Raw genomic sequence first — 22,408 nt, 5'->3', positions numbered from 1 at the left:
TGGATTCTGATTCCAGCATCCGAGGTTCGAATCCTCGTACCCCAGCCAAATTTAGAAAAGCTCGCTTCGGCGGGCTTTTTGCTTTTCAGCGTTTCACTCTCTTCATTGTCCCTGGCTTCATTCTTTTCCAAAACAGTTGTCGTACCACAGACTCAATTCATGGCAATGACATGGAGTCACAGGAATGGGTTTCCTTGAGTTTGTAGCAACGCCCATTATTCGCCAAAATTGTGAGGGTCAGCAAGGGATTGGTGCCAAGTTGGGAACAACATCGGGGAATTACTGCTGGGGCCGCATTGAGGTTACTGATGATTATTGAACGAAATCCAAAGATAATTGATGAGTTACGCTCCTATAGCCGGTAAGCAAAACCAATGTCTGCCTACTGGCTATAACCGCGAGTCACCTACATCCCTAATTCTATCACCTACAAACCTAGTGCATACTTCAGTGCATGCTCTTTAAGCTTACCAGCCCGCTGCGCGGCCATTAGCGCTAAATTACGGACAAATTTCACTGCTGGCAGGTTATTACTGAATGTGGTGTAAAACACATCCATCCCACTTTGCATAATCAGGTTATCTGTACGGCGGCGGCGCTGATAACGCAGTAATACCGGCTCGCTATACCAAATCTCGGCCTGTTCACGCGCCTGATTTAATACCTCCAGCAGGGCATCAACATCCCGATACCCCAGATTAACCCCCTGCCCGGCCAATGGGTTGATGGTATGGGCGGCATCTCCGAGTAATACCAGCCCCGGCTGCACATACTGCTGCGCATGACGGCGAACCAATGGGAAAGAACCGGCCGCAATTGCTTTGACAGCCCCCAGGCGTGATGGGAAGGCCGCAGCGATTTCCTGATTTAATTGTGCCATTGGCATCGCCTGAAGCTGGCGTATGCGTTGCGGGCTGTCATACCAGACCAATGAGGCCCAATTATCAAACAACGGCAGAAAAGCACGCGGCCCTGTTGGGAAGAACTGTTGCCAGGTGGTGTCTTGCTGGGCAGTGTCAGTTGCGACCGTAATTAACAGACAAGACTGACGATACTGCCAGCCACTAGTCCCAATCCCGGCTAAACGACGCACCAAGGAATTGGCACCATCGGCCCCTATCACTAAACGGCCCTGTATCACTTGCTGAGCATCTAGGGTGATATTCCAGCACTCGTCTATTCTAACCATAGTTTGCAGCCGTGACGGGCACAGCAACGCCAAATTTGGGCATTCTGCCATTTGTTGCCACAGTGCGAGTTGCAAAACCCGATTCTCTACCATAAAACCTAATTCTGGCAAAGACAGCGAAGCCGCATCAAAGACGACCTCAGAACCCGGCTGTTCCCACGTCTCAAGCCGGCGATAAGGCGCATAGCGCATCTGCTGCACCCGTGGCCAGACCTTGAGCTGCTTTAGCAGTGATACTGACGTGCACCCAATAGCAGAAACGCGTAAATCCGGTGCGCTATTGGCATCAAACGCCGCGGGTGCCTCATGTTCCAGTAATGCCACCGACCAGCCCGCTTGGGCTAATCCTAGCGCCGCAGCGGCACCGACCATGCCACCGCCGACCACCACAACATCATAATTTGGTTGCGATTTATTCATTTTGGCCATGCTTTAAAGGTGAAAATTAATATCCGTCCTAAGTGTACCGGATTTTTCATCACCCAGCAGAATAAGAAAACCGTTATGCGGTGGTCATCGCACAGGCAAATGACTACAATACTCCCATAACCACGCAGCCTTAGTGCTACCCGCAATTCTATTGCAGAAAACTTTTATTACAGAGCGCAACGCTGTTCATCACGACGCGCTGTGATTTTTAAGATGAATAATTCAATGACTAAAAAACTGCACATCAAAACTTGGGGCTGCCAGATGAATGAATATGATTCATCAAAAATGGCTGATTTGCTGGCCAGCACCCATGGTTATCAGTTGACCGAGAACCCGGAAGAAGCAGATTTACTGCTGCTAAACACCTGCTCTATCCGTGAAAAAGCGCAAGAAAAAGTGTTCAGCTTACTGGGCCACTGGAAGCTACTGAAAGAGAAAAACCCCGAATTAATTATTGGCGTCGGCGGTTGTGTGGCGTCACAGGAAGGTGAACATCTGCGCCAGCGCGCACCTTGTGTTGATGTCGTTTTTGGGCCGCAAACCCTGCACCGCCTGCCGGAAATGATTAACCATGTGCAAGGCTCCCACAGCCCAATTGTCGATATCAGTTTTCCTGAAATTGAAAAATTCGACCGCCTACCTGAACCCCGCGCGGAAGGCCCTACTGCATTTGTCTCCATTATGGAAGGCTGTAATAAATACTGCACATTCTGTGTGGTGCCCTACACCCGTGGTGAGGAAGTTAGCCGGCCAAGTGACGATATCTTGTTTGAAATCGCACAGTTAGCTGCTCAAGGTGTGCGAGAAGTTAATCTGCTCGGTCAGAATGTGAATGCGTATCGCGGTGCCACCTATGACGGCGATATCTGTAGTTTTGCCGAACTATTACGGCTAGTTGCTGCTATTGATGGCATTGACCGCGTGCGCTTTACCACCAGCCATCCGATTGAATTTACTGATGATATTATTGATGTTTATCGGGACACGCCAGAGTTAGTGAGCTTCCTGCACCTGCCGGTGCAAAGTGGTTCTGACCGCATTTTAACGATGATGAAACGCGCCCATACCGCGCTTGAGTACAAAGCCATCATCCGCAAACTGCGTCAGGCGCGGCCTGATATTCAAATTAGCTCTGATTTTATTATTGGTTTCCCCGGTGAAACTCAGCTGGATTTTGAGCAAACCATGAAACTGGTGGCAGATATTCGGTTTGATACCAGCTACAGCTTTATTTACTCCTCGCGCCCCGGCACACCGGCGGCAGACCTACCGGACGATGTGTCCGAAGAGGAGAAAAAACAGCGACTGCATATCCTGCAACAGCGCATTACCCAGCAAGCGATGGAAATCAGCCGCGAAATGGTTGGCACAGTACAACGCATTTTAGTGGAAGGCACTTCACGCAAAAATGTCATGGAACTGGCCGGGCGTACCGAAAATAACCGCGTAGTGAACTTTGAAGGCATGCCAGAACTGATTGGCAAATTCGTTGACGTAGAAATTATTGATGTACATGCCAGTTCATTACGCGGTGTTTTGCTACGCACCGAAGATCAAATGAATCTGCGGGTTCATGAGTCTCCGCAATCAGTGATTGCGCGTACTCGCAAAGAGAATGAAATCGGGGTCGGTCTGTATCAACCTTAGTGTCAATTCCTCGAGTTAACTCGCATCAGCAGGTGCTGCATTGTCAGTGCCTGTTTTATTTTGGCGAGCAACTGCGCAGATTCCAGCTTTTTAAGTTGCACCTCGGGGTTGTCGCTATTTGAATGTAGTTGTCGCTATTTGAATAGAGAAAAAGGCACAGATTAATACGCGGTAAACTTGCGTCAGCACCATGCGCCATGAATAATTTAGAAATGACATGTATGATTGACGTTATATGAATAAATCATACTAATAATATTAATGTGTGGGACATGCCCAATACATTGTAGGCAGCAATTGACGTAGGCGGCGATTGAATTCCCCAAGCAATTAAGATAAATCAATAGCTTGAACAGGTGCAGATAGCGCCCCGATCAGTTGAAAGATGACCGGAATTGCACTCAGGTTTCAAACAAACCGGCCCTAAGTGACCCAGAGGAACGCAGTGACTCAGAGAAACAGTTTGCACGTAGTGACACAAGAAATCTTGCTGGAGCCCGCCGATAATCAGCGTCTGCTGAGTTTGTGCGGCCCTTTTGATGATAATATCAAACAGTTGGAACGCCGCTTAGGTATTGAAATTAATCGTCGTGATAACCGTTTTAAATTAGTCGGTAAGAATATCTGCGTTGTTGCAGCGGCAGATATCCTGCGCCATCTGTATGTTGATACGGCCCCCATCCGAGGTGTTATCCCGGATATCGACCCCGAGGATATCCACCTCGCGGTGAAAGAGAGCCGTGTTTTGGAACAAACCGCCGAGAGTGTGCCGGATTACGGCAAAGCCGTGAATATCCGAACCAAACGCGGCATGGTCAAGCCTCGCACGCCAAATCAGGCACAATACATCGCCAATATTCTCGACCACGATATCACTTTCGGGATTGGTCCGGCCGGTACCGGGAAAACCTATCTGGCGGTAGCGGCGGCGGTAGATGCTTTAGAACGCCAAAATGTACGGCGTATTTTGTTGACACGCCCGGCAGTTGAAGCCGGTGAGAAACTGGGGTTCTTGCCCGGTGATCTCAGCCAAAAAGTCGACCCTTATCTGCGCCCACTTTATGATGCGTTGTTCGAAATGCTCGGTTTTGAACGGGTTGAAAAACTGATTGAGCGCAATGTAATTGAAGTGGCACCGCTGGCATATATGCGTGGCCGCACACTGAATGACGCGTTTATCATTTTGGATGAAAGCCAGAACACCACTATCGAACAGATGAAAATGTTCCTGACTCGCATTGGTTTCAACTCCAAAGCGGTGATAACCGGTGATATCACGCAAACGGACTTACCCCGCCACCAAAAATCGGGCTTAAGCCATGCAATTGAAGTGTTATCTGAAGTCGAAGAACTGAGTTTTAACTTCTTCCATAGTGAAGATGTAGTACGCCATCCCGTGGTCGCCCGTGTAGTTATTGCCTATGAGGCCTGGGAAGCTGCGGAACAAAAACGCAAAGAGGCGATTGCCGAACAACGTAAGCGGGAAACTCATACCCCGTCTGAGCAGGAGGCTCCGTGAGCCAAGTTATACTCGATTTACAAATTGCCTGCGCCGATAGCCAGGGTTTACCGACTGAAGCAGATTTTCAACATTGGTTAGAGGCGGTATTGCCCCAATTTCAGGAAGTCTCTGAAGTGACTATCCGCATTGTCGATGAAGCAGAAAGCCATGAGCTAAATCTGACTTATCGTGGTAAAGATAAATCGACCAATGTCTTGTCTTTTCCTTTTGAGGCCCCACCTGAAATTGAACTGCCATTGCTGGGCGATTTAATCATTTGCCGCCAGGTGGTTGAACAAGAAGCGATTGAACAAGAGAAAGCACTATTAGCTCATTGGGCGCATATGGTTGTTCACGGCAGTCTCCATCTGCTAGGGTATGACCACATCGTTGACGATGAAGCTGAAGAAATGGAGTCGATTGAAACTGAAATAATGCAAAGTTTGGGTTATCCAGACCCTTATATTTCAGAGAAAGACCCCGAGTAAGCCTGTCATATTGATAGGAATAAGTAAGAGCTGTCGGCGGTGTGAATTTACCGCTGCCGATAATATTAATCTAAACCCAAAGAACGTGAAATTGCAGGTAGCTGGCAAAATAATTCATCCCAATGAGCTTACAACTCATTAAGATGTATGAAGTTAGCTAACATTACTGCGATCTCAAATGCGGCGGGTAAACATGGGTAAACTTAACTAAAACGCCATGAGCGACGACCACTCACAAAACAACGATAGCCCCAGTCCCAAGAAAGGGTTCTTTACTCTCATCCTTAACCAGTTATTCCACGGTGAACCTAAAAACCGTGGCGATCTGGTAGAGCTTATCCGTGATTCTGAGCAAAACGATCTGATCGATCCCGATACCCGAGACATGCTGGAAGGCGTGATGGATATCGCCGAACAGCGCGTGCGGGACATCATGATCCCCCGCTCTCAGATGGTCACATTAAAGCGTAATCAAACGCTGGATGAGTGCTTGGATGTCATTATTGAATCGGCTCACTCCCGCTTTCCGGTGATCAGCGAAGATAAAGATCATATCGAAGGCATCCTGATGGCCAAAGATCTGCTGCCGTTTATGCGCACAGATTCCGAGCCATTCAGTATTGATAAAGTCTTACGGACGGCGGTTGTAGTGCCCGAAAGTAAGCGTGTTGATCGGATGCTAAAGGAGTTCCGTTCCCAGCGCTATCATATGGCAATTGTCATTGATGAGTTTGGTGGCGTTTCAGGCCTGGTGACCATTGAAGATATTCTTGAGCTGATCGTTGGCGAAATAGAAGATGAGTATGACGATGAAGAAGACAGAGATGTCCGTCAGCTCAGTCGCCACACTTATACCATTCGTGCGCTGACACAAATTGAAGATTTTAATGAAGTGTTCAATACCCATTTCAGCGACGATGAAGTCGACACTATCGGTGGTTTAGTGATGCAGGCCTTTGGTCATTTACCTGCTCGCGGTGAAACCATTGAAATTGAAGGTTACTTATTTAAAGTTGCCATGGCGGATAGCCGTCGTATTATTCAGGTTCATGTGAAAATCCCGGATGATGCTCCGCAACCAAAATTGGAAGAATAACCCTCGATGCCTATCGCTTCATACCTTCAACGCCAGTGGGTTCGCGCCCTACTGGCGCTATTTTTTGGCGCCTGCGGTACGCTGGCGTATTCGCCATTTGATAGTTGGCCGGCAGCCATTATTTCGCTATTTGGCTTACTCAGCCTGACATTGAATCGCAGCACTAAACAGGCCGCATTCATTGGTTTTTGTTGGGGTATGGGGCAATTTGGCACTGGCATTAACTGGGTCTATGTCAGTATCTCCGAGTTTGGCGGAATGCCAACGGCTATCAATATTTTCCTAGTGGTGTTACTGGCGGCCTACCTTTCACTCTATACCATGCTGTTCGCCGGTGTCTTGACACGATTGTGCCCTAAAGCCAGTTGGTGGCGGCTGGCGATTGCTGCTCCCGTCGTATGGCAATTAACAGAATTTTTGCGGGGCTGGGTATTAACCGGCTTCCCGTGGCTGCAATTTGGGTATAGCCAGATTAATGGCCCACTGCGTGGCATTGCCCCAATATTAGGGGTCGATGGCATCACTTTTATGTTGATGTCGATAAGCGGCTTGCTGGTCTACGCCTGTTATCAACGCCGTATTAGTGCTGCAGTTATTGCCGTAGCCATGCTATTGCTGCCCTGGCCACTGCGCCAGTTAGATTGGTTCACTCCCCAACCAGAGCGCGCCGTAAATATCGCTATGGTGCAAGGTAATATTGCGCAGTCAATGAAGTGGGACCCGAAAGTCCTGCTCAACACGTTGCAAATTTATCTGGATGAAACCCGGCCATTTATGGGTAAAGCGCCAATTATTATCTGGCCAGAATCAGCGATACCCGATATTGAAACCGATCAAATTGCCTTCCTGACTATGGTCGATGATCTGATGCGGGCCAAACACAGCAGCCTGATTACCGGAATTGTTGATGCCCAGCCCCGGCCTGAAGGTAAAGGTTACCACTTCTTCAATAGCATCATTGTGTTAGGGGATAAAGAACCGTATCAGTATCCAACTCGCAATCGCTATAGCAAACACCATCTGGTTCCATTTGGCGAATTTGTGCCGTTAGAATCACTGCTGCGCCCATTGGCACCTTTCTTCGATTTACCTATGTCATCATTTAGTCGAGGCGATTATGTACAGCCACAGCTCAATGTCGCTGGGTTTAATCTAACAGCCGCAATTTGTTATGAAATTATATTGGGCCAGCAAGTGCGCGATAACTTCAACCCTGATACCAATTTCCTGCTAACTGTCTCCAATGATGCCTGGTTTGGTCATTCTATTGGGCCGTGGCAGCATTTCCAGATGGCGCGTATGCGCGCATTGGAATTAGGCCGACCTCTGCTGCGTTCGACCAACAATGGCATTACTGCGGCCATTGGCCCAAGCGGTGAGGTTCTGGCACAAATCCCACAATTCACCCAGCAGGTGCTGGAAGTGACCGTCACACCAACCACAGGGATAACCCCTTATGCGCGTTTTGGTTCGTGGCCAATGTGGATTATTACCCTGATTTTCGGCGCATTGACTCTGTTGCTGACGGCTCGCAGCCGCGCTGATAGAAAATAGTCGACTACGCTCTTATCTGGGGCATGCGAGCCGCATGCCCCACTTTCTGCTCCCTCATTATCAGTATTGCGAATCGTTATCACTGCTGTTATCTTGCCGCTTAGTACAAATAATTAGCATGATTTGCAATTTGAGAGCCTTATGTCACTGAATCCTGAATTTATCCTCACCACTGAAGCACAATTAAGCGAACATTACGCCGCACCTAATAAAAATGTGCTGAAAAAACAAATAGATCACATTGATGATTATGCTAAAAAACTGATCGCTGCCGCTCCCTTTGCCGTGCTGGGTACGCTGGGAGCCTCAGGTATCGACTGCTCACCGAAAGGCGGTGAGCCCGGTTTTATCCATGTGCAGGACAGCAAAACCCTGATTCTGCCAGACCGGCCAGGAAACAATCGCCTGGATGGTATCCGCAATCTACTGCAAAACCCATTCATTGGAATATTGTTCTTAATACCTGGCTGGACTGAAGGTTTTCGGGTTAATGGCCGGGCGAAAATATCTGTCGACCCAGAACTGTGCGAGCGCTTTAGCCAAAATAACCAGCCTGCACGCAGTGTGTTAGTCATTGAAGTGGACGAAGTCTTTATCCACTGTGGTCGGGCGATTACCTTTGCCGACTTGTGGAATCCAGAAAAACATGTAGGAAAAGAGGCGGTTCCAACCGCACTGGACGTTTTTAAGGCCCATCTGGCTATCAACAACCACCAGCTAAGCTAAGCTCGCAACAATTAAATTAACCCGCAGTGCCAACACCTGCGGGTTAGTTAATGATACAAGCTGCCCCCCGCCCCCACTGACTCCCCCATAGCCCTCAATTTATAGGGCTATTAGCTCATGTTTCTCCTGCGACTGGCACAGACCTTGCATTATCTCTAACTAAATTGTGTTAGCTGTCAGCCATTATTGGGCTATCGGTGGGAATTAGTGCCGTCGCTACCCAAAAGCGGTTTTCAAATCATGGGATCGTCGTAATGTTCCGCACATTTATAGGGCATGACACGCACCGTAATGGTGCCAGACTGTTTTATTGCCTTTATTTGGTGCGATTTGCGTCCCAAAAAACAAACATTTATTCATCATTTGCATAACAATTGGCTATTTTTTAAAGATAATCTGATACAACTAACAGCGAAAATGATGTGTTAACCAACAAATATCCGTGGTTACGTCAGTACCGCAAAATAAGACAAATTTTCGCATTTCACACTTTTAACATGACGACATTTCAAGTATCACAACATCGAGCAAGAACACATTAGGTAAAAAACAACAGCAAAGGAGTTGGACTATGCATATGCGTAAATTGGCGTTAGCACTACTGTTAGCTGGGATGGCAAGTGGTGTAGCCCATGCAGAAGAAGCAGCAAAACCAGAGCAAGCCGCAGCAAAGGCAGATGCTTCCGCTGACACATTGAAAAAGATTAAAGATAACGGCGTGATTGTCGTCGGCCACCGAGAATCTTCTGTCCCATTCTCTTATTACGATAATCAGCAGAAAGTGGTTGGTTATTCACAAGATTATTCCAATCTGATCGTCGATGCGATCAAGAAAAAACTTAACGCGCCAGACTTACAGGTGAAGCTTATCCCGATCACCTCACAAAACCGTATTCCATTGTTGCAAAACGGTACTTTTGATTTTGAGTGTGGTTCCACCACCAATAACCTGGAACGCCAGAAACAAGCCGCGTTCTCCAATACCATTTTTGTCGTCGGTACACGCTTACTGACCAAAAAAGACTCAAACATTAAAGATTTCAAAGATTTGGCTGATAAAGCTGTAGTGGTAACCTCGGGGACAACCTCTGAAGTGTTGCTAAACAAGCTGAATGAAAAAGACAAAATGAACATGCGCATCATCAGCGCCAAAGACCACGGCGATTCATTCCGTACATTAGAAAGTGGCCGTGCAGTGGCCTTTATGATGGATGATGCTTTGCTGGCTGGCGAACGTGCTAAAGCCAAGAAACCGGATCAGTGGGAAATCGTCGGCATACCACAGTCTCAGGAAGCCTACGGCTGCATGCTACGTAAAGACGATCCTGCCTTTAAAGCACTGCTGGATGAGACCATTGCTAGCGCACAAACCTCTGGTGTTGCTGAAAAATCATTTGATCGTTGGTTCAAAAACCCAATTCCACCTAAAAACCTTAACTTGAATTTCGAACTGTCTGATGAAATGAAAGTGCTGTTCAAAGCCCCTAACGATAAAGCGTTGAACTAACAATAATAATCAGGGTAGGCGGTGTCTACCCGCTCGATTGATGATGGCCCGATTGGGAGACAGGATGCGGGGTGGCCGTTCCCCACTCCGCGTTTTTTTGTTCATCCTCGGGAGGCGGCAACGCATTGAATCATCAGTCATCAGGGTGGCTTGTCCATCCTTTTAAGGGAGTTAGTTATGTCAATAGACTGGAATTGGGGTATTTTTCTACAACCCGCCCCTTTCGGTAATACCACCTATCTCGGCTGGATTTGGGCTGGTTTTCAAGTCACTGTCGCATTATCGCTTTGCGCATGGGTGATTGCCTTTCTCATCGGTTCACTGTTCGGTATTCTCAGAACCGTGCCCAATCGGATCCTGTCAGGGATTGGGGCCTGCTACGTCGAGCTGTTTCGTAACGTCCCACTGATTGTGCAATTCTTTACTTGGTATTTGGTGGTCCCTGAACTGTTGCCGGTTGATATTGGCATGTGGTTTAAAAGTGAGTTGGATCCGAATATTCAGTTCTTCCTCTCATCAATGATTTGCCTTGGCTTATTTACTGCTGCCCGAGTTTGCGAACAGGTACGCGCGGGGATCCAGTCTCTGCCTCGTGGTCAGAAAGCCGCTGGCCTGGCAATGGGATTAACCCTGCCACAAACTTATCGTTATGTTTTACTGCCGAATGCTTATCGGGTGATTATTCCCCCGATGACCTCAGAAATGCTCAACCTGGTAAAAAACTCAGCGATTGCCTCAACAATCGGGCTGGTGGATATGGCGGCACAGGCCGGTAAGCTGCTGGATTATTCAGCTCACGCCTATGAGTCATTCACCGCTATCACCCTTGGTTATGTACTTATCAACGCCGTAATCATGTTGTTAATGCGATTAGTTGAAAAGAAAGTGCAGTTACCCGGCAATCTGGGGAGTAAATAATGTACGAATTTGATTGGAGTTCCATCGCCCCTAGCCTGCCATACCTGCTGCAAGGCTTGGCTATTACTGCCAAAATCACCATTATCGCCATTGTGTTTGGTATCCTTTGGGGAACGATTTTGGCCGTGATGCGCCTGTCACCAGTTAAAGCAATCAGTTGGTTTGCCACCGCTTATGTCAACGTGTTCCGCTCGATTCCGTTGGTGATGGTGCTGCTGTGGTTTTATTTGGTGGTTCCAAGCTTCTTACAAAATGTACTGGGTTTATCGCCAAAAACTGATATTCGCCTCATCTCTGCCATGGTAGCCTTCTCACTATTTGAAGCTGCTTATTACTCAGAAATTATCCGTGCTGGGATCCAAAGTATCTCTCGTGGGCAATCCTCTGCGGCGTTAGCGCTGGGCATGACTCAGGGCCAGTCAATGAGACTGGTTATCCTGCCACAAGCTTTCCGTGCCATGGTGCCATTGCTGTTAACCCAAGGGATCGTGTTATTTCAGGATACATCGCTGGTGTATGTCCTCAGCCTGGCCGATTTCTTCCGCACCGCAACGACCATTGGCGAGCGGGACGGTACTCAGGTTGAAATGGTGCTGTTTGCTGGTTTTGTGTATTTCGTTATCAGTTTTGGCGCGTCGATGCTGGTTAACTATTTGAAGAAAAGGACTGTTTGATGATTTCCCTGAAAAATGTTTCTAAGTGGTACGGCCAATTTCAGGTGCTGGCTGATTGCACCACTGAAGTTAAAAAAGGCGAGGTCGTGGTAGTCTGCGGCCCTTCAGGTTCAGGCAAATCCACCTTAATAAAAACCGTTAATGGGCTAGAACCTATCCAAAAAGGCAATATTACAGTTAATGGCATCAGCGTGAATGATAAAGGAACCAATCTGGCACAGTTACGTTCCAAAGTTGGCATGGTGTTCCAGCATTTTGAACTATTCCCTCACTTGTCTATTATTGAAAACCTAACACTGGCGCAAATCAAAGTGTTAAAACGCGATAAAGCACAAGCACGGGAAAAGGGTCTAAAACTGCTGGAGCGCGTTGGTCTAACCACTCATGCGGATAAATTTCCTTCTCAGTTATCTGGCGGTCAGCAACAACGTGTTGCTATTGCCCGCGCACTCTGTATGGACCCGATTGCAATGCTGTTTGACGAACCGACTTCAGCCCTTGACCCAGAAATGATCAATGAAGTGCTGGACGTGATGGTCAAACTGGCGCTGGAAGGCATGACCATGATGGTCGTAACCCACGAAATGGGCTTCGCCCGCAAAGTGGCTAACCGGGTTATTTTTATGGATGAAGGGAAAATTGTCGAAGACAGCAACAAAGATGATTTCTTTAACAATCCTAAATCAGATCGCGCCAAAGACTTCCTGGCGAAAATTCTGCATTAATTGAATAATAGCATTACAACCTATCCCGCTGTGGATAGGTTGTTCTCCCTTAAAATCATTAATAATGTGCCTGACTGGCTGCTCTGAGCAGCCAAAAAAACCTTTAAGGATGGAATGGCCGGCGAGTAAACTGGTCATGTCCGCATTTAGGGCAACGTGGCAGCACCTCTGGGGTATAAAAAGCCATGTGATAATGGCATTTTTCACAGACCAGATTACCTAACCCAACCACCTCACCGCTGTGATAAACGCCATGATGGCTGACATCTTTAAACACCTCGCGCCATTCTAATTGTGTTTTATCTGTAATATCAGCCAGTTCCTGCCATAGGCTTTCTTTGATAACTCGCATAAAGACACTGTCAGTGAATTCATCTTTACTTTCTTCATAACTGCGGGCGAACTCTTCCACATCACGGCGCACCGCCTGAATGATTTGCTCAACTTCATCACGCGTTAAGTCTTCGGCTGCATTCAACTTCTGTTCGGCGCTCTCCACCAGCTTATCGATATCACGTTCACCATTTTTCAAGCGTTCAGTCAGTGATGCCACTAACTCACGATAATATTGAGCTACCTTGTTCATATAATCTCCTCGATCCACGGTTGTGATAAAGTAAAGTTGTGCCGAATAAAACAGCATTAAAGCTAATTTTATCGGCTCATGGTGCTTATTCCTTTCTGTTCTCTGTCTGTCCTTACTCTGATACTAAAGTTAACGTTAATTATTTTAGTCGTAAATGACTGAAGTCACGTCATCATCAGGTCATTATCTCCCCCACTTTCGTTATTTCTGCCATTCACTGCGCAGAAAAACCCTTCAGTAGGACGCAGAGTGTTGTTGCCGCTGCCGCTTATCAGCTATGCTATGCGGATCTCTCTTTATGATATGAAACAGATGATGCTACAGGCGTAGCTGTTTTTCACTATAGGACCACCGGCCGCCATGCAAGAGCAATACCGCCCAGAAGAAATCGAATCGCAAGTACAGCTTCACTGGCAAGAGAAGCAAACTTTTAAAGTCACTGAAGATACCAGCAAAGAAAAATATTACTGCCTATCAATGCTGCCGTACCCTTCAGGACGCCTACATATGGGGCACGTTCGTAACTATACCATTGGCGATGTTATCTCCCGTTACCAGCGGATGCTGGGTAAAAACGTGTTACAGCCCATTGGCTGGGATGCATTTGGCCTGCCTGCAGAAGGCGCTGCGGTAAAAAATAACACCGCACCGGCCCCTTGGACTTACGACAATATCGAATACATGAAGAACCAGTTAAAATTACTGGGCTTCGGCTATGACTGGGATCGTGAGATTGCCACCTGTAAACCAGATTACTATCGTTGGGAACAGTGGTTCTTCACCAAGTTGTATGAAAAAGGCATGGTCTACAAAAAGACCTCTGCGGTTAACTGGTGCCCACATGACCAAACTGTGCTGGCCAACGAACAAGTGATCGACGGCTGCTGCTGGCGCTGTGATACCAAGGTTGAACGCAAAGAAATCCCACAGTGGTTTATCAAAATCACAGATTATGCTGACCAATTGCTGAACGACCTGGATACGCTGGAAAGCTGGCCAGAGCAAGTTAAGACCATGCAGCGTAACTGGATTGGCCGCTCTGAAGGGGTTGATATCGTTTTCGACGTCGCCGATAGCGAAGAGAAACTCTCCGTTTATACCACACGTCCAGACACCTTTATGGGTGTGACTTACCTGGCTGTTGCTGCGGGTCATCCATTGTCATTGCAAGCCGCTGCCGCTAATCCTGCGCTGGCTGATTTTGTTGCTGAATGCCGTAATACCAAGGTTGCCGAGGCTGAAATGGCGACCATGGAGAAAAAAGGCATGGCAACCGGCCTGTATGCAATCCATCCACTGACCGGTGAAAAACTGCCTATCTGGGCGGCTAACTTTGTCTTGATGGATTACGGCACTGGCGCTGTCATGGCAGTTCCTGGCCACGATGCGCGTGACTATGAATTTGCGACCAAATATAACCTGCCAATCAAACCGGTTATTTTAGCCGCTGATGGCAGTGAGCCAGACTTGAGTCAGGAAGCCATGACCGAGAAAGGCACCTTGTTTAACTCTGGCGAATTTGATGGCCTGAGTTATGAAGATGGTTTTAATGCCATAGCCGATAAACTGGTGGCACTGGGTGTCGGTGAGCGTAAAGTCAATTACCGCCTGCGTGACTGGGGTGTATCCCGCCAACGTTATTGGGGTGCGCCTATCCCGATGGTAACCTTGGAAGATGGTACCGTGGTTCCAACGCCCGAAGATCAACTGCCCGTTATCCTGCCAGAAGATGTGGTGATGGATGGGATTTCTAGCCCAATCAAAGCAGACCCTGAGTGGGCGAAAACCACTGTAAATGGTATTCCTGGCCTGCGTGAAACCGATACCTTCGATACCTTTATGGAATCATCCTGGTATTACGCGCGCTACACCTGCCCACAGTTTGACGAAGGCATGCTAGACCCAGCTGCGGCTAACTACTGGCTGCCCGTCGACCAATATGTGGGTGGTATTGAACATGCCATCATGCATCTGATGTACTTCCGCTTCTTCCATAAACTGCTGCGGGATGCCGGGTTAGTTGATTCTGATGAACCGGCCAAGCGCCTGTTATGTCAGGGTATGGTTCTGGCTGATGCCTTCTACTACACCGGGCCTAATGGTGAGCGTATCTGGGTTTCCCCAGTTGATGCCATTGTTGAGCGTGATGACAAAGGCCGCATTGTTAAAGCACAAGATGCCGAAGGCCATGAACTGGTTTACGCCGGTATGAGCAAAATGTCGAAATCGAAAAATAACGGTATCGACCCACAAATCATGGTAGAAAAATACGGTGCAGACACCGTGCGTCTCTTTATGATGTTTGCTTCACCGGCAGAAATGACCTTGGAATGGCAAGAGTCTGGCGTTGAAGGGGCAAACCGCTTCCTGAAACGTGTTTGGCGTCTGGCCTTTGATCACACGGCAAAAGGGGCAACAGCGCCGCTGGATATTGCCAGCCTGACGGAAGAGCAAAAATCCTTACGCCGTGATCTGCATAAAACCATTGCCAAAGTCACGGATGACGTGGGCCGCCGTCAAACCTTCAACACTGCAATCGCCGCAGTGATGGAATTGATGAACAAGCTGGGCCGCGCACCGCAAGAAACAGCACAAGACCGTGCTCTGCTGCAAGAAGCATTACTGGCAGTGGTTCGTATGCTTTATCCGTTCACTCCTCATGTTTGCTTCAGTTTGTGGCAGGCTCTGGGTGGTGAAGGTGATGTTGATACCGCACCATGGCCAGTTGCTGATGAACAAGCGATGGTCGAAGACTCTAAATTAGTGGTTGTACAGGTTAATGGTAAAGTGCGTGGCCGAATTACTGTGCCGGCCGATGCTACTGAGGAGCTCGTTCGTGAACGTGCGGCTCAAGAGCACTTGGTGGCTAAATACCTGGATGGGGTTACCGTGCGTAAAGTAATCTATGTCCCTGGCAAACTGCTTAACCTGGTTGTGGGTTAAGACAAGGAGGAGTTGTGCGACATCGTATTCTGACGTTGTTGCTAGGGTTGGCGGTGCTGGTCACCGCTGGCTGTGGCTTTAATTTGCGGGGCACCACTCAGGTGCCAACTGAACTGCAAAAACTGTTGCTGGAAAGTAGTGACCCTTATGGCCCATTGACCCGAGCAGTACGTCAACAATTACGCCTAAGTAACGTCACCATTGTTGATGATCCGATGCGTAAAGATTTACCGACGCTACGGATTATCGGCTCGTCAGAAAATCAGACGACAGTGTCAATCTTTCAAAACGGTGTAACGGCTGAGTACCAGTTAGTGTTGCATGTGCAGGCGCAAGTATTGATTCCTGGCCATGATATTTACCCATTGCGGGTCAATGTCTTCCGCAGCTTCTTCGATAACCCGTTAACGGCGCTCGCGAAAGATGCAGAAGCCGATGTACTTCGCCAAGAAATGCGTGACCAGGCAGCACAACAGTTAGTACGTCAGCTCCTTGCCGTACATGCTGCGGAAGTCAAAAATGCACAGGAAGACGGTAATAAAACAGTGACCACCGGCGGTAACAAAACAGCCAATGTTAAAGAAATCAACATTGGTAAACCGGCTGTCAGTACCTCTGCGAAATGATCCGAATTTATCCTGAACAACTTGTCGCGCAGCTCCATGAGGGGCTGCGCGCTTGCTATCTGCTGTGTGGCAACGAACCGCTATTGCTACAAGAAAGCCAAGATAATATTCGCCGTGTTGCAGCCCAACATGATTTCAGTGAGCATTTTAGCTTTGCACTAGATGCCCACACCGAATGGGACACTATATTTAGCCTCTGTCAGGCACTGAGTCTGTTTGCCAGCCGCCAGACACTGCTGCTCAATTTCCCTGACAGTGGGTTAACGGCACCGATGAATGAGCAATTAGTCAAGTTATCGGGCCTATTACATCCAGATATTCTGCTGATATTACGAGCCAATAAGCTGACCAAAGCACAAGAAAACAGCCTCTGGTTTAAAGCTCTCAGCAAGAATGGCGTTTTAGTCAGTTGCCAAACCCCCGAACAGGCCCAACTTCCGCGCTGGGTTAATTCCCGTGCCAAAAGCCTCAACCTGGAGGTCGATGATGCCGCAATTCAACTGCTGTGTTATTGCTACGAAGGTAACCTACTGGCGCTATCTCAGGCATTAGAGCGGCTATCGTTGCTTTATCCTGACGGGAAACTAACACTGCCGAAAGTCGAACAAGCGGTCAACGATGCCGCGCATTTCACCCCATATCACTGGCTTGATGCCCTACTGGCAGGAAAAAGCAAACGCGCCTGGCATATTCTGCAACAATTACAGCAAGAAGACAGCGAACCGGTGATTTTGCTGCGCACCCTGCAACGTGAGTTATTACAGTTATTAACGCTAAAGCGCCGAATGGAACAAGTCCCTTTGCGCACGTTATTTGACCAGTTTAAAGTTTGGCAGAACCGCCGCCCACTGATGACTCAGGCGCTGCAACGTCTTTCTATGCAGCAACTGCAACAAGCCGTTCATTTATTGGCACAGATAGAAGTGCGTCTGAAACAGGATTATGGCCAATCAATCTGGCCTGAGTTAGAAACGCTATCTATGCTGATGTGTGGAAAATTATTACCTGAGAGCTTTCTTGATGCCTAATAAATCACCGACTCGCACCCTGCATGCCTTGTTCGGCGGTACATTTGACCCGATTCATTATGGCCATTTAAAGCCAGTTGAAGCATTGGCTCAAGAAGTGGGTTTGCAGCAAATTATATTATTACCCAATAATGTCCCTCCCCATCGCCCCCAACCCGAGGCCAATGCCCAACAACGGCTAAAAATGGTAGAACTGGCGATTGCAGGTAATCCGTTGTTTAGCGTTGATTCACGTGAATTATTGCGTGACAGCCCATCATTCACCGTCGACACACTGGAATTACTACGTAAAGAACGTGGTGCCAAACAGCCTTTAGCGTTTATTATTGGGCAGGACTCATTATTATCACTGCATAAATGGCATCGCTGGGAATCACTGTTAGAGATGTGCCACCTGCTAGTTTGTGCCCGCCCTGGCTATGCGCAAACACTAGACACAGCAGAGTTACAACAATGGCTCGAAGCCCATCAGGTCTTAGATCCACAACTGCTAAGCACGCGGCCACATGGGGCTATCTATCTGGCAAACACGCCATTGTTGAACATTTCTGCTACCGATATTCGCCAGCGGCGTCATAATGGTGAAAATTGTGATGATCTGCTGCCACGAGCTGTTCAGCGATATATTGAGTTACAAGGTTTGTATCGCGGCTGAGGGTTTATATCGCGACGCATTGACCCATGTTATACTCCGCCGCTAAATTTCAGGTATTCGCTGAAAACCCCTGTGAAACATTGTGAACAGCAGGCTTTCAGCGGCATCCTGCCGATAAATAAATCATAACAGTTCATTACCGGTCACTGTCGACGGATTTTCCCGTGAAACAGTACCTGAGAACGTTATAGACAGAAACCACCCGAGGGGGAACCTTTGCAAGGTAAAGCACTCCAAGAATTTGTTATCGACAAACTCGATGATTTGAAAGGCCAAGATATTCTCGCCCTGGATGTTCAGGGTAAATCTAGCATCACCGATTGCATGATTATTTGTACCGGTACTTCCACTCGCCATGTTATGGCGCTGGCAGATAATCTGGTTCAAGAATCTCGCAAGGCCGGCATGATACCTCTGGGTATCGAAGGTCAGGGCGTATCTGACTGGATAGTTGTTGATCTGGGCGAAGTCATTGTCCATGTCATGCAAGAAGAAAGCCGCCGTATGTATGAACTGGAAAAACTCTGGAGCTAAGCGGTGAAACTGCAACTGGTAGCCGTCGGCACCAAAATGCCAGACTGGGTGCAGACAGGTTTTATCGATTACCTGCGCCGCTTTCCCAAAGACATGCCCTTCGAGCTGGTAGAAATACCGGCCGGAAAACGGGGTAAGAATGCGGATATTAAACGCATTTTGGAAAAAGAAGGCGAATTAATGCTGGCGGCGGTGGGCAAGAATAACCGCATTGTCACGCTGGATATCCCAGGGACGCCCTGGGAAACTCCGCAGCTGGCACAGCAATTAGAACGCTGGAAGCAGGATGGCCGTGATGTCAGTCTCTTGATTGGCGGGCCGGAGGGGTTAGCCCCGGCCTGTAAAGCTGCAGCAGAACAGAGCTGGTCGCTCTCTCCGCTCACGCTACCACATCCTTTAGTGCGCGTTTTAGTGGCGGAGAGCCTTTACCGTGCCTGGAGTATTACGACCAATCACCCCTATCACCGGGAATAAACAGGCGATGAACCTGAGTAACATGATGACCCTGAATAGAATGAAGTAAGTAGCGGGATGAAAAAAGAACCTAACCCTTTTCGCGACTATTCGGCTGAATCAGCCCTGTTTGTCCGGCGCGCCCTGGTGGCTTTCCTCGGTATCCTGCTGCTAAGCGGGATATTGGTCGCCAACATGTACAATTTGCAGATAGTTCGTTTCGAAGACTATCGCACTCGCTCCAATGAAAACCGCATTAAGCTGGTACCCATCGCCCCGAGTCGTGGCATGATTTTTGACCGCAACGGCACACCGCTGGCGATGAACCGGACCATCTACCAGCTAGAACTGATGCCGGAAAAAATTGAAGACCTCCCTGCAACCCTCAATGCACTGCGCCCGATAGTGGATTTGACGGATGAAGATATCGCCAATTTTGAAAAAGAACGTAAGCGCTCACGTCGCTTTACCTCCATTGCGGTTAAAACACCGCTCACTGAGGTACAGGTCGCCCGCTTTGCCGTTAACCAATTCCGCTTCCCCGGCATTGAAGTCAAAGGCTATCAACGCCGCTTCTATCCGTACGGCTCAGCGCTGACCCACGTTATTGGCTATGTTTCTAAAATTAACGATAAAGATGTCGAGCGGTTGGATAAAGAAGGCATTTTAGCCAACTATGCCGCGACTCACGATATCGGCAAGTTGGGTATTGAACGTTATTATGAATCCGTCTTGCACGGCAAAACCGGTTATGAAGAAGTTGAAGTCAATAACCGTGGCCGGGTTATCCGCCAGTTACATGAGCAGCCACCTCAAGCCGGTAAAGATATTTATCTGACGCTCGATCTACACCTACAAATCTATATTGAACAATTACTTAGCGGCAGCCGTGCCGCAGTAGTAGTTTCTGACCCGCGTACAGGTGGAATTTTGGCCTTGGTGTCTAATCCAAGCTACGACCCTAACTTATTCGTCGATGGAATCTCTAGTAAAGATTATCAGGGGCTATTGAACGACCCGAACCGCCCATTGATAAACCGAGCGACGCAAGGCGTTTACCCCCCAGCTTCGACGGTAAAACCCTATATTGCAGTTTCCGCGCTCAGTGCTGGCGTCATCAACAAAAATACCAGCCTGTTTGATCCCGGTTGGTGGCAATTGCCCGGTTCAGAAAAACGCTTCCGCGACTGGAAAAAATGGGGGCATGGCCGGTTGAATATCACCAAGGCTCTGGAAGAATCGGCGGACACCTTCTTCTATCAGGTTGCATATGATATGGGAATTGACCGTTTATCTTCATGGATGAGTAAATTCGGTTATGGTGAATATACCGGCATTGATTTATCCGAAGAGCGGGCCGGGCTGATGCCAACCCGTGAATGGAAACAAAAACGTCATAAAAAACCTTGGTATCAAGGGGATACCATCCCTGTAGGCATCGGTCAGGGATACTGGACGGCGACGCCAATCCAGATGGCGAAAGCCTTAGTGACGCTGATAAATGATGGGGTGGTTAAAACGCCTCATTTACTGCAAAGCACGCGTGTTGATGGCGTTTTAGTCCCTTATAAACAAGAAGATGATACCCATATTGGTGATATTCATTCCGGTTATTGGGAAATTGCCAAAGACGGTATGTATGGTGTTGCCAACCGCCCAAATGGAACCGGCCGTAAGTTCTTTGAAGGCACGCCGTACAAAGCGGCAGCAAAATCAGGTACTGCACAGGTATACAGCTACGAAACCTATAATGCCCACAAAGTGGCAGAGCATTTACGTGACCATAAGTTGATGGTCGCCTTCGCGCCATACGAAAACCCGACAGTCTCTGTCGCGATGATTTTAGAAAATGGCGGTGCTGGGCCCGCGGTGGGGACGATTACTCGTCAAATCCTCGACCATATTCTATTAGGCGATAACAATACTGAATTACCGGATGCAGCCCCTCTGCCTCCAGGTGTTGAAGCAGATTAGTTGAGGCAGATTAGTTGAAGCGGATTAAGGTAACTCATGACTGATAATCAAAAAAAAGGTTCTTTGTGGTACAAAATGCACATTGACCTGCCGTTTCTGATTTGCGTACTGGCGCTACTGGCTTATAGCGCCTTCGTGATGTGGAGCGCCAGCGGGCAAGACATGGGCATGATGGAGCGCAAAATCGCCCAGATTGCCATGGGTCTGGTGGTTATGCTGGTGATGGCGCAAATACCACCACGCGTCTATGAAAGCTGGGCTCCTTACCTCTATTTCGTCTGCGTTATCTTATTGATATTGGTTGATGCCTTTGGCCAAATAAGTAAAGGAGCACAGCGCTGGTTAGACTTGGGTTTTATTCGCTTCCAACCCTCTGAAATTGCTAAAATTGCTGTGCCATTAATGGTCGCACGTTTCATGAACCGTGACGTCTGTCCGCCTTCGTTGAAAAATACAGCTATCGCACTGATTTTAATCTTTTTACCTACCTTATTGGTCGCCGCTCAGCCCGACCTTGGTACCTCTATCCTGATTGCAGCTTCTGGCCTGTTTGTCCTCTTCCTGTCGGGCATGAGTTGGCGTTTAATCGCCATTGCTGCGGTGTTGGTTGCTGGGTTTATTCCTATTCTCTGGTTTTTCCTGATGCACGGCTATCAGCGGGATCGCGTGATGATGCTGCTGGATCCAGAAAGTGACCCGCTGGGTGCGGGTTATCATATTATTCAGTCTAAAATAGCCATTGGTTCTGGCGGACTATCGGGCAAAGGCTGGTTACACGGCACACAGTCACAGCTAGAGTTTTTACCAGAACGCCACACTGACTTTATCTTTGCCGTGCTGGCAGAAGAGCTGGGCTTAATTGGCGTACTGGTGCTGTTAGCCCTTTATTTATGCCTTATCATGCGCGGCCTGGTGATTGCCGCCCATGCACAAACGACCTTTGGCCGAGTGATGGTTGGCGGGTTAATGCTGATACTCTTTGTCTATGTGTTTGTTAACATAGGCATGGTAAGTGGAATTTTACCTGTGGTTGGCGTACCTTTGCCTTTGGTCAGCTACGGAGGCTCGGCGCTGATAGTTCTGATGGCCGGGTTTGGTATCGTGATGTCGATACATACTCATCGAAAAATGTTATCTAAGAATTTATAGAGG

Annotated in this window: 21 protein-coding genes; 19 read left to right on the top strand and 2 right to left on the bottom strand. The window is 48.2% G+C overall.

Annotated elements, in window-relative coordinates; translation table 11 throughout:
- Positions 1-184 precede the first annotated feature (184 nt).
- On the top strand, positions 185-319 hold the full coding sequence (locus YROHD0001_RS20840) for a hypothetical protein (RefSeq protein ID WP_004716328.1): 135 nt from the start codon (positions 185-187) through the stop codon (positions 317-319).
- A gap of 108 nt (positions 320-427) precedes the next feature.
- Here the strand turns inward: YROHD0001_RS20840 and ubiF are convergent, their stop codons facing one another.
- Positions 428-1,609: a 3-demethoxyubiquinol 3-hydroxylase gene (gene ubiF, locus YROHD0001_RS02400; protein WP_032818031.1), complete on the bottom strand. Its 1,182-nt coding sequence runs from the start codon at positions 1,607-1,609 to the stop codon at positions 428-430.
- Positions 1,610-1,843: 234 nt separating this feature from the next.
- On the opposite strand from ubiF, the gene miaB reads away from it, so the two are divergent.
- The 10 genes from miaB to YROHD0001_RS02440 all read left to right on the top strand — a co-directional run bounded on the left by miaB (position 1,844) and on the right by YROHD0001_RS02440 (position 12,457).
- The gene (gene miaB / locus YROHD0001_RS02405) at positions 1,844-3,268 is read left to right on the top strand and encodes a tRNA (N6-isopentenyl adenosine(37)-C2)-methylthiotransferase MiaB (protein WP_032818025.1); all 1,425 of its coding nucleotides are present in this window, start codon (positions 1,844-1,846) and stop codon (positions 3,266-3,268) included.
- 445 nt (positions 3,269-3,713) lie between these two features.
- The gene (locus tag YROHD0001_RS02410) at positions 3,714-4,787 is read left to right on the top strand and encodes a PhoH family protein (protein ID WP_186373630.1); all 1,074 of its coding nucleotides are present in this window, start codon (positions 3,714-3,716) and stop codon (positions 4,785-4,787) included.
- The gene (gene ybeY, locus YROHD0001_RS0118615; RefSeq protein WP_032818022.1) at positions 4,784-5,257 is read left to right on the top strand and encodes an rRNA maturation RNase YbeY; all 474 of its coding nucleotides are present in this window, start codon (positions 4,784-4,786) and stop codon (positions 5,255-5,257) included. The genes YROHD0001_RS02410 and ybeY overlap by 4 nt, the downstream gene beginning before the upstream one ends.
- 217 nt (positions 5,258-5,474) lie before the next feature.
- Positions 5,475-6,353, top strand: a complete 879-nt coding sequence (gene corC, locus YROHD0001_RS02415; protein ID WP_004716323.1) for a CNNM family magnesium/cobalt transport protein CorC — start codon at positions 5,475-5,477, stop codon at positions 6,351-6,353.
- A 6-nt stretch (positions 6,354-6,359) separates the two neighbouring features.
- Positions 6,360-7,907, top strand: coding sequence for an apolipoprotein N-acyltransferase (gene lnt, locus YROHD0001_RS02420; protein ID WP_004716322.1), 1,548 nt, complete (start codon positions 6,360-6,362; stop codon positions 7,905-7,907).
- A gap of 141 nt (positions 7,908-8,048) precedes the next feature.
- The gene (locus tag YROHD0001_RS02425) at positions 8,049-8,633 is read left to right on the top strand and encodes an MSMEG_1061 family FMN-dependent PPOX-type flavoprotein (RefSeq protein WP_004716321.1); all 585 of its coding nucleotides are present in this window, start codon (positions 8,049-8,051) and stop codon (positions 8,631-8,633) included.
- 571 nt (positions 8,634-9,204) lie between these two features.
- Positions 9,205-10,140: an amino acid ABC transporter substrate-binding protein gene (locus tag YROHD0001_RS02430; protein WP_004716319.1), complete on the top strand. Its 936-nt coding sequence runs from the start codon at positions 9,205-9,207 to the stop codon at positions 10,138-10,140.
- A 177-nt stretch (positions 10,141-10,317) separates the two neighbouring features.
- Complete coding sequence (locus YROHD0001_RS02435) at positions 10,318-11,058, top strand: amino acid ABC transporter permease (protein WP_004716318.1); 741 nt, start codon at positions 10,318-10,320, stop codon at positions 11,056-11,058.
- Positions 11,058-11,732, top strand: coding sequence for a glutamate/aspartate ABC transporter permease GltK (gene gltK / locus YROHD0001_RS0118610; protein WP_032818020.1), 675 nt, complete (start codon positions 11,058-11,060; stop codon positions 11,730-11,732). Before YROHD0001_RS02435 ends, gltK begins: the two co-directional genes overlap by 1 nt.
- Positions 11,732-12,457 (top strand): amino acid ABC transporter ATP-binding protein, encoded by a 726-nt coding sequence (locus YROHD0001_RS02440; protein ID WP_004716317.1) that lies wholly within the window; start codon positions 11,732-11,734, stop codon positions 12,455-12,457. Before gltK ends, YROHD0001_RS02440 begins: the two co-directional genes overlap by 1 nt.
- 103 nt (positions 12,458-12,560) lie before the next feature.
- Here the strand turns inward: YROHD0001_RS02440 and YROHD0001_RS02445 are convergent, their stop codons facing one another.
- Positions 12,561-13,043 (bottom strand): zinc ribbon-containing protein, encoded by a 483-nt coding sequence (locus YROHD0001_RS02445; protein ID WP_032818018.1) that lies wholly within the window; start codon positions 13,041-13,043, stop codon positions 12,561-12,563.
- 360 nt (positions 13,044-13,403) lie between these two features.
- Between YROHD0001_RS02445 and leuS the strand changes: the two genes are divergently transcribed.
- The 8 genes from leuS to mrdB all read left to right on the top strand — a co-directional run bounded on the left by leuS (position 13,404) and on the right by mrdB (position 22,405).
- Positions 13,404-15,986, top strand: coding sequence for a leucine--tRNA ligase (gene leuS / locus YROHD0001_RS02450; RefSeq protein WP_004716315.1), 2,583 nt, complete (start codon positions 13,404-13,406; stop codon positions 15,984-15,986).
- A gap of 14 nt (positions 15,987-16,000) precedes the next feature.
- Positions 16,001-16,612, top strand: coding sequence for an LPS assembly lipoprotein LptE (gene lptE, locus YROHD0001_RS02455; protein ID WP_032818015.1), 612 nt, complete (start codon positions 16,001-16,003; stop codon positions 16,610-16,612).
- Complete coding sequence (gene holA / locus YROHD0001_RS02460) at positions 16,609-17,640, top strand: DNA polymerase III subunit delta (protein ID WP_032818012.1); 1,032 nt, start codon at positions 16,609-16,611, stop codon at positions 17,638-17,640. The genes lptE and holA overlap by 4 nt, the downstream gene beginning before the upstream one ends.
- A complete protein-coding gene (nadD, locus tag YROHD0001_RS02465) occupies positions 17,633-18,295 on the top strand; it encodes a nicotinate-nucleotide adenylyltransferase (RefSeq protein WP_032818010.1) in 663 nt (220 codons plus the stop codon). The genes holA and nadD overlap by 8 nt, the downstream gene beginning before the upstream one ends.
- Positions 18,296-18,511: 216 nt before the next feature.
- On the top strand, positions 18,512-18,829 hold the full coding sequence (gene rsfS / locus YROHD0001_RS02470) for a ribosome silencing factor (RefSeq protein WP_004716311.1): 318 nt from the start codon (positions 18,512-18,514) through the stop codon (positions 18,827-18,829).
- A 3-nt stretch (positions 18,830-18,832) separates the two neighbouring features.
- Positions 18,833-19,303: a 23S rRNA (pseudouridine(1915)-N(3))-methyltransferase RlmH gene (gene rlmH, locus YROHD0001_RS02475; RefSeq protein WP_004390602.1), complete on the top strand. Its 471-nt coding sequence runs from the start codon at positions 18,833-18,835 to the stop codon at positions 19,301-19,303.
- A 57-nt stretch (positions 19,304-19,360) separates the two neighbouring features.
- Positions 19,361-21,256 carry a peptidoglycan DD-transpeptidase MrdA gene (gene mrdA / locus YROHD0001_RS02480; RefSeq protein WP_004716310.1) on the top strand — a complete coding sequence of 632 codons (1,896 nt, stop codon included), beginning with the start codon at positions 19,361-19,363 and terminating at the stop codon, positions 21,254-21,256.
- Between the two features lie 36 nt (positions 21,257-21,292).
- Positions 21,293-22,405: a peptidoglycan glycosyltransferase MrdB gene (mrdB, locus tag YROHD0001_RS02485; protein WP_004716309.1), complete on the top strand. Its 1,113-nt coding sequence runs from the start codon at positions 21,293-21,295 to the stop codon at positions 22,403-22,405.
- Positions 22,406-22,408 lie beyond the last annotated feature (3 nt).

The sequence above is a fragment of the Yersinia rohdei ATCC 43380 genome (assembly GCF_000173775.1).
Classification (GTDB): domain Bacteria; phylum Pseudomonadota; class Gammaproteobacteria; order Enterobacterales; family Enterobacteriaceae; genus Yersinia; species Yersinia rohdei.
The sequence above is the reverse complement of the archived record's forward strand: the minus strand, read 5'-3'. Positions and strand labels throughout refer to the sequence as shown.

Bases quoted from the DNA above. Each gene is read 5' to 3' on its own strand.
- YROHD0001_RS02435 (WP_004716318.1), top strand. From the start codon at position 10,318: ATGTCAATAGACTGGAATTGGGGTATTTTTCTACAACCCGCCCCTTTC.
- YROHD0001_RS02440 (WP_004716317.1), top strand. From the start codon at position 11,732: ATGATTTCCCTGAAAAATGTTTCTAAGTGGTACGGCCAATTTCAGGTG.
- YROHD0001_RS02430 (WP_004716319.1), top strand. From the start codon at position 9,205: ATGCATATGCGTAAATTGGCGTTAGCACTACTGTTAGCTGGGATGGCA.
- YROHD0001_RS02445 (WP_032818018.1), bottom strand. From the start codon at position 13,043: ATGAACAAGGTAGCTCAATATTATCGTGAGTTAGTGGCATCACTGACT.
- miaB (WP_032818025.1), top strand. From the start codon at position 1,844: ATGACTAAAAAACTGCACATCAAAACTTGGGGCTGCCAGATGAATGAA.
- corC (WP_004716323.1), top strand. From the start codon at position 5,475: ATGAGCGACGACCACTCACAAAACAACGATAGCCCCAGTCCCAAGAAA.
- lnt (WP_004716322.1), top strand. From the start codon at position 6,360: ATGCCTATCGCTTCATACCTTCAACGCCAGTGGGTTCGCGCCCTACTG.
- leuS (WP_004716315.1), top strand. From the start codon at position 13,404: ATGCAAGAGCAATACCGCCCAGAAGAAATCGAATCGCAAGTACAGCTT.
- mrdB (WP_004716309.1), top strand. From the start codon at position 21,293: ATGACTGATAATCAAAAAAAAGGTTCTTTGTGGTACAAAATGCACATT.
- YROHD0001_RS02425 (WP_004716321.1), top strand. From the start codon at position 8,049: ATGTCACTGAATCCTGAATTTATCCTCACCACTGAAGCACAATTAAGC.
- ubiF (WP_032818031.1), bottom strand. From the start codon at position 1,609: ATGAATAAATCGCAACCAAATTATGATGTTGTGGTGGTCGGCGGTGGC.
- nadD (WP_032818010.1), top strand. From the start codon at position 17,633: ATGCCTAATAAATCACCGACTCGCACCCTGCATGCCTTGTTCGGCGGT.
- YROHD0001_RS20840 (WP_004716328.1), top strand. From the start codon at position 185: ATGGGTTTCCTTGAGTTTGTAGCAACGCCCATTATTCGCCAAAATTGT.
- gltK (WP_032818020.1), top strand. From the start codon at position 11,058: ATGTACGAATTTGATTGGAGTTCCATCGCCCCTAGCCTGCCATACCTG.
- holA (WP_032818012.1), top strand. From the start codon at position 16,609: ATGATCCGAATTTATCCTGAACAACTTGTCGCGCAGCTCCATGAGGGG.
- mrdA (WP_004716310.1), top strand. From the start codon at position 19,361: ATGAAAAAAGAACCTAACCCTTTTCGCGACTATTCGGCTGAATCAGCC.